The organism is Tsuneonella rigui (genome assembly GCF_003958625.1).
Classification (GTDB): Bacteria; Pseudomonadota; Alphaproteobacteria; order Sphingomonadales; family Sphingomonadaceae; genus Tsuneonella; species Tsuneonella rigui.
This window is the reverse complement of the sequence record NZ_RSEL01000024.1, coordinates 164156-170649: the sequence shown is the minus strand read 5'-3', so window position 1 is coordinate 170649 and position 6494 is coordinate 164156. Positions and strand designations below refer to the sequence as shown.

General features: G+C 63.2%; 10 protein-coding genes. 8 read left to right on the top strand and 2 right to left on the bottom strand.

What is annotated here, in order from left to right:
• Window positions 1–723 precede the first annotated feature (723 nt).
• Together fixJ and ELY12_RS10800 are read right to left on the bottom strand one after the other, a co-directional pair.
• The gene (gene fixJ, locus ELY12_RS10805; RefSeq protein WP_126176705.1) at window positions 724–1347 is read right to left on the bottom strand and encodes a response regulator FixJ; all 624 of its coding nucleotides are present in this window, start codon (window positions 1345–1347) and stop codon (window positions 724–726) included.
• A complete protein-coding gene (locus ELY12_RS10800) occupies window positions 1337–2821 on the bottom strand; it encodes a sensor histidine kinase (RefSeq protein WP_126176704.1) in 1485 nt (494 codons plus the stop codon). The genes fixJ and ELY12_RS10800 overlap by 11 nt, the downstream gene beginning before the upstream one ends.
• Before the next feature lie 146 nt (window positions 2822–2967).
• Between ELY12_RS10800 and ELY12_RS10795 the strand changes: the two genes are divergently transcribed.
• From ELY12_RS10795 to ELY12_RS10765, 8 genes are all read left to right on the top strand, one after another.
• Window positions 2968–3657, top strand: coding sequence for an alternative oxidase (locus tag ELY12_RS10795; RefSeq protein WP_057881917.1), 690 nt, complete (start codon window positions 2968–2970; stop codon window positions 3655–3657).
• Between the two features lie 28 nt (window positions 3658–3685).
• Window positions 3686–4045 carry a DNA-binding transcriptional response regulator gene (locus ELY12_RS10790; protein WP_126176703.1) on the top strand — a complete coding sequence of 120 codons (360 nt, stop codon included), beginning with the start codon at window positions 3686–3688 and terminating at the stop codon, window positions 4043–4045.
• A gap of 1 nt (window position 4046) precedes the next feature.
• A complete protein-coding gene (locus ELY12_RS10785) occupies window positions 4047–4385 on the top strand; it encodes a TehB family protein (RefSeq protein WP_057881915.1) in 339 nt (112 codons plus the stop codon).
• A complete protein-coding gene (locus tag ELY12_RS14355; protein WP_164549483.1) occupies window positions 4382–4522 on the top strand; it encodes a hypothetical protein in 141 nt (46 codons plus the stop codon). The genes ELY12_RS10785 and ELY12_RS14355 overlap by 4 nt, the downstream gene beginning before the upstream one ends.
• Complete coding sequence (locus ELY12_RS14635) at window positions 4488–4643, top strand: trehalase family glycosidase (RefSeq protein ID WP_126176702.1); 156 nt, start codon at window positions 4488–4490, stop codon at window positions 4641–4643. The genes ELY12_RS14355 and ELY12_RS14635 overlap by 35 nt, the downstream gene beginning before the upstream one ends.
• Window positions 4644–4649: 6 nt before the next feature.
• Window positions 4650–5645 (top strand): glucokinase, encoded by a 996-nt coding sequence (gene glk, locus ELY12_RS10775; protein ID WP_126176701.1) that lies wholly within the window; start codon window positions 4650–4652, stop codon window positions 5643–5645.
• A 49-nt stretch (window positions 5646–5694) separates the two neighbouring features.
• Complete coding sequence (locus ELY12_RS10770) at window positions 5695–6135, top strand: RrF2 family transcriptional regulator (RefSeq protein ID WP_126176700.1); 441 nt, start codon at window positions 5695–5697, stop codon at window positions 6133–6135.
• Between the two features lie 118 nt (window positions 6136–6253).
• Window positions 6254–6415: a DUF2292 domain-containing protein gene (locus tag ELY12_RS10765; protein WP_126176699.1), complete on the top strand. Its 162-nt coding sequence runs from the start codon at window positions 6254–6256 to the stop codon at window positions 6413–6415.
• The last annotated feature ends 79 nt before the right edge of the window (window positions 6416–6494 follow it).

The following is a 6494-nucleotide window of genomic DNA, read 5'->3' as shown; positions in this document are numbered from 1 at the left end:
TTTTTTTGACCTCCAGTTGCACTGGTTCCCACACTGGTTACCACTTTCCGATCCGATTTGCAGCGCTTCCCGGCGGCCCGCAGCGAACACGACCTTGCCAAACATCCACCGCTACAATCTATACCATCGACCTGGCAGGATGCGGCTTGTCGATCGGATTGACCAAACTTGAACCACTCGTCATCCGCGAGGTCCGCACGCGGCCTCGCAACGTCTCATTACAGTCGAGTCCCGCTGCACTGACAAAACTGACAGACGTCTCGACGATCGCCTACCCACCCCCCGGGGGACGTGGTGTGGAGGTTGACGCGTTCATCAGTGGCGGTTCCATTCAGGTCTGCTCGCACCCCCGGGGCGAAATATGAGAGTACTTAACTCGCCAAAGCTAGGCGCAAAATTTTTTTGCACCGTTTGCTCGACTTCAACCCGATTCTACCGTCAAGTCTCTACAATGGCTGATATCAAGACGCCGCCGCTCGGCAGGGATGCGACTCGTCACATGCCCGCCGAAATTTGCGCAACATGATTAAACCGTGGTCGCGTCCCCGTAATCCCCGCGCGCCGAATTTCCTTTTGCATGAAATATTACGTGGCGATTGACGATGGGCTACTTGGACTTCTCAACAAACAAGCTGAATGTCACGTCTTGGGCCGGTTACGGACTGTCAGCTTCTGATCAGCATTCAGCCGAAGCCGACTCTGGTAATTCGGCCTCAGCCCTAATCAGACGATCGTCGCGATCGTCATCATCCTTACCAGGTCGGAGAGCGTCTTCGCCTGCATCTTCATCATCGCGTTCGCCCGGTAGACCTCGACCGTCCGTGGACTGATGTCGAGGTCGATCGCGATGACCTTGTTGGCCTTGCCTTCGACGAGGCCGTCGACGACTTCGCGTTCTCGGCCGGACAGGGTCTCGATCCGGGAAAGAACTTCGCGCCGCCGCGATTGCACCTCCTCCTCTTCTCCGCTTCGCGCCAGCGCCGTGCGGATAGCGGATAGGATCGTTTCGTCGTCGAAGGGCTTTTCGATGAAATCGGCGGCACCGGCCTTCATCGCCTGAATCGCCAGCGGAACGTCGGCATGGCCGGTGATGACGATAACAGGAGCCCCGCCATCCCGCTCCGACATCCTGGTGGCGAGATCGATCCCGCTCATGCCGGGCATCCGAACGTCCGTAACGATGCAGGCCCGAGCGAGCCGCGGTGCGGATTGCAGGAAGGCGTCCGCAGACGAAAACGAGCGCACCCGTATCCCGGCGACGTCGATCAGGAACTCCAGCGACTGACGTGCGCCCTCATCATCATCGATCACGTAAACGATCGCGTGCTTCACCGCCTCATTCTCCATCGTAGAGTTCCTCATCTGCGACTGCCTGCAGAGTGAAGCCGAATTCGGCGCCGCCATCCGGCGCTCGCTTTCCCCATATCCTGCCGCCGTGCGCTTCGACGATCGTGCGCGAAATGGAGAGGCCCACGCCCATGCCGGTTCGCTTGGTCGTGATGAAGGGCTGGAACAGTTTCTCGGCCACGTCGGGCTCGATGCCCGGCCCGGTGTCGCTTATCCGGACAAGCGCCATTCCCTCGTCCGCCGCCTCTATCCCGATTGTCAGGTGGCGCTCACCCGCTTCCGATTCCGCAAGCGAATCGACCGCGTTGCGCACGAGATTAAGAACCACCTGCTGGATCTGCACCTTGTCGGCGAGGACAAGATCGACTGCCGGATTGAATGCGTATTGCACCCGAATGCCGTGCTCCTTTGCGCCGACCAGGGCGAGTGCGCTCGCCTCTTCGACCAGCTTGGGCAGGCTTTCGATGGTCCGCTCTGTCTCGCCCCGCGCCACGAAATCCCGCAACCGGCGGATGATCTCTCCGGCGCGCAAGGCTTCGGTCGCGGCCCTTTCCACTGCCTCGGCCACGCGCTCGTGCGGGACCTCGTCGCGCCCTAGGAGGAGGCGCGTGCCCTTCAGGTAGTTCGCAATCGCCGACAGCGGCTGGTTGATTTCGTGTGCGAGCGCAGAGGCCATCTCACCCAGCGCGGTCAGACGCGAGATATGGACCAGCTCGGTCTGCAGTTCCTGCAGCCTCGCCTCGGCCTGCTGCCGCTCGGTCAGGTCGCGGATGAACCCGGTGAAAAAGCGCTGTCCGTCCGCAGCCATTTCCCCGACGGCGAGTTCGATCGGGAAAGTGGAACCGTCCCGCCGTGATCCCACCACAATCCTGCCCTTGCCGATGATCCTCTTCTCGCCGGTGCGATAGTATCGCGCGAGATAGCCGTCGTGCGCGCTGCGATAGGGCTCGGGCATCAGCAAGGCGACATTGCGGCCAGCCACTTCGGACGCCTTCCAGCCGAACATGCGCTCGGCAGTCGGGCTGAACTCGCTGATCGCTCCGGCCTCGTCGATCACGACCATGGCATCGGGCACCGTGTCGAGGATCGACTGCAAGTGCGCTTCCCGGCGCGCCAGGATCGATGCCGATGCTTCGGTTTCAACCCTTGCTCGCTGGAACCACTCGCCCCCGAAAGCGACCGAAACGCCGATGACCACGAACGCGACCGCCGCGATGTAGCTGCCCTCGGTAATCGGTCCCGCGAGGGCGTCGCACCACAAGCCCGCGGCCGCTCCGGCGACGGCAGCAACGGCGCCTGCGCGCAGGCCCGACATGGCACTGGCTAGGACCACGCCCGGGACGAAGAAGATGAACGTCGCGCGCTGCGCCAGTTCTTCGGCAAAGAGCAGCCGGATCCCCGCGCCGGCGCCGATCGCGACGAGTGCCAGCAACAGAGCGGCCGCAAACGACAGGCGCGGCAGGAACCGGCTCATGAAGTTTGCGGGGGGAGCCTCCGGTAAGGCCCTTAGGGCGCCCTCCGTAGGGTTATCATCCAAATTTCGCGTTCCTGTTCAAAGGCCTAGATCAACTCCAGCAGCGGCGCTTTCAGTTCAACGTGCCGCCAAGCGGAGAAGTTTCAATGACTGCACCCTTCATCGATCTGGGCGTTCACCACAACCCTCGCGGGATGTCGGACCGGATCGCATTCGGTTTCACCAAGGCGCTTCGCTGGTGCGCCGATACCTTCTTTGCCGAGCGTTACGGCCACCGCGCCGTCGTGCTCGAGACGGTAGCTGCCGTACCCGGAATGGTCGGGGCGACGATCAACCACCTCGCCTGCCTGCGCCGCATGTGCGACGACAAGGGCTGGATCAAGACGCTCATGGACGAAGCCGAGAATGAGCGCATGCACCTGATGACCTTCATCGAGATTTCCAAGCCTACGCTGTTCGAGCGAGCGGTCATCATCGGCGTCCAGTGGGTGTTTTACCTGTTTTTCTTCGGGCTCTACCTAGTCAGCAGCAAGACCGCGCACCGGGTCGTCGGCTACTTCGAGGAAGAGGCCGTGATCAGCTACACCCATTACCTCTCCGAAATCGACGAGGGACGCAGCGAGAACGTACCGGCACCAGAGATTGCCAAGCGCTACTGGGGGCTGCCCGACGACGCGACCCTACGCGACGTCGTCCTCGTGGTCCGGGCCGATGAGGCACACCACCGCGATGTGAACCACGGCTTCGCCAACGAACTCGCCGGCCTGCCGGTGGCCCAGGTGGCCGAATGCCCGCCGCACGTCGCTCTCGAACCCAACTGGAAGAAGGCGGCCTGATCGAGGGCCGCGAGCAGGAGGAACGGACATGGACCGCTCGAACGTGATCGGATTGTTCATCGACGATGCACCGGTCCTTTCCTCCCTGCAGTTCTCGCTCGCCACCGAAGGGTTGACGACTATCGAAGGCGACCGAGCGAGCAGCGGAATCCCGGCAGAGGATCTTCTGGTCATCGACCAGAGCTATCAGGACGACGGTCTCCGCTTCCTTGCGGAGCTTCGGGAAAGAGGATGCGCAGCCCTGGCCATCATCCTCGTGACGAATCCGAACCCGCTGTTTCGAACGCGTGCAGGAGCGCTTGGGGCGCACATCATCGAGAAGCCCCTGCTCGGGGACGAGCTCAGCGACGCGATTTCGGCCTTGCTCGGACAACAGAAGGCAGCATGACATGAAACCCGCGCTTCCCCCCGGCCTAGAGGACTACAAACAAACCGCGACTTTCACCGAAACGACCGTTCCAGCAGGGTTGCTGAGCGATCACTCGACGAAAGAAGGAGTCTGGGGCCTGATCGAAATCGAGAGCGGTCAGCTCCGCTACCTGGTGACCGACCCCCGCCGGGCGGATCGCGGACAGACTCTCGTGGCTGGCGGTGACGCGGGTATCGTCGAGCCCACGATCCTGCACCGTGTCGAACCCGTTGGCGAGGTGCGCTTCCACGTCCGGTTCCTGCGGGAGCCGACCGGTCCACTACAAGCCGACGAACGCCCTGAAGGGGACGGGGCATGACCATGCAATCTGCGCTTCCGGAAGAGGAGCGACCCGACACCCGCGAGATTGCAGCGCTCAAGCGTGCCGAGAAGCGCGAAGCTGCTGAATCCATCGGAGTGGATGCCGAATTCATCGATGATCTGGTGGAGAATTGAGTCGCCGCAGGTCGGCAGCGGCGGCGAATACGCTCCGCAGGTGGGGTTTGGCTGGACCAATGGGGTGACAGCGGACTTTATCGACGACCTTGGCGCAGCCGACCATCGCGCTATTTCCTGACGGGCTATGCCCGAGCAGTCGTCCAACTCGCACGTAGTCGCGATCGATGTCGGCGGAACCCACGCGCGGTTCGCCGTCGCTGAGATCGGGCCGGGTGGGTCCATCGCGCTCGGCGAGGTTACGACGCTGCAGACATCCGCTTATGCCAGCCTGCAAACGGCGTGGGAGGAGTTTGCCCGCCGGCAAGGCGCTTCACTCCCGAATGCCGTAGCGCTCGCGGTCGCGGGACCGGTGGGCGGCGAGGTCATTCGCCTTAGCAACAACCCGTGGACGATCCGGCCAGCCGCATTGGGCGACCTGGGTGCCGCCCGCTGGACCATCGTCAATGACTTCGCTGCGGTGGCGCATGCCGTTGCGACCGTGCCGCCCGAGCACTTCCTGCATCTGAGCGGCCCCGACAGCGATCTGCCAGCGAGCGGCGTCATCAGTGTGATCGGACCGGGCACGGGTTTAGGGGTGGCGTCGCTGTGGCGTGACGGAGACGGCAGTCACCGCGTGCAGGCCACCGAAGGCGGTCACATCGACTTTGCGCCGCTCGACAGCATCGACGATGCCATTCTTGCCCGTCTGCGCCAGCGGCATCGCCGCGTGTCAGTCGAGCGCGTGGTTTCGGGGCCGGCGATCGTCGAGCTTTACGAGACGCTCGCGGCGATCGAGGGGCGTGCGATCCGATCGCTTGATGATCGCACGGTTTGGCAACTGGGCACCAGCGGTGAGGACCCGCTCGCCGCGGCGGCGGTCGAGCGCTTCTGCCTCTCGCTCGGGTCAGTCGCCGGTGACGTCGCGCTGGCCCAGGGCGCGGCCGCGGTGGTCATTGCGGGCGGGCTTGGGCTGCGCATCCGTGACACATTAGTCGCCTCCGGTTTTGCCAGTCGCTTCCGCGCCAAGGGACGGTTCGAGAGCCTGATGGCGAGACTACCCGTGAAGCTTATCACCCACCCGCAACCGGGCCTAGTCGGCGCCGCAGCGGCGTTTGCGGCGGAGCAAGGCAGCGGATCATAAGCGCGTCCCGAGCTTGCGGATTTCGCGCCGCAAGCGCACTTGATCGTCCGTGCTCTCGCAAAAGACCCGCTACGCCATCCGGGCGATGCAGCACCTGGCCGACCGCCACGGCCAGGGGCCGGTGCAACTGTCCGAGATCGCGCTCAAGCAGAACATTCCGGCCAACTTCCTGACCACCATTCTGTCGGAACTGTCACGCTTCGGCGTGGTCGCCTCGCAGCGCGGCAAGGACGGGGGTTACTGGCTGGCGGTTTCCCCGATCGACATCACGTATGGTGACCTGATCCGCGTGATGCGCGGCTCGCTCGCGCTGGTGCCCTGCGCCAGCCGCTTCGCACATGAGAAATGCCGCAATTGCGTGGAAGAGGGCGACTGCCGCACCCGCGCGCTGATGCTGAGGGTCCGGGACCAGACTGCGGAGATCCTCGACGCGATCCGCCTATCGGACCCCATCGAACTGGTCCCTGCGGCACTCGACGAACAAAGCTGAGCTTCCATCAACTCATGCCGAAATTCGCCACGGACCGGCGCAGGCCTATTGTCAACTAGATTAGTTGAGAATAGCTGAGTCGTTAATCGCGGTACGACCGTACAGACGGAGAATCAGCATGGGTGCAGTTACCGAACGCTTCGATCCCGCCCAGCTTCCCGAACATCTTCGCGTTGTTGCCGAGGCGCTTGAGCGGCTCAGCTACGGCGTGATCCAGCTTACCGTGCATAACGGCAAGCTGATGCAGGTCGACGTGACCGAGCGCCGCCGCTTCGCCTGATCGCACGCCGTCTTAGTGCGGCGCCTTCCACCACTCTCGGCCAGACCGGACCTCCGGATGCGCCCCCACACCAAACGTC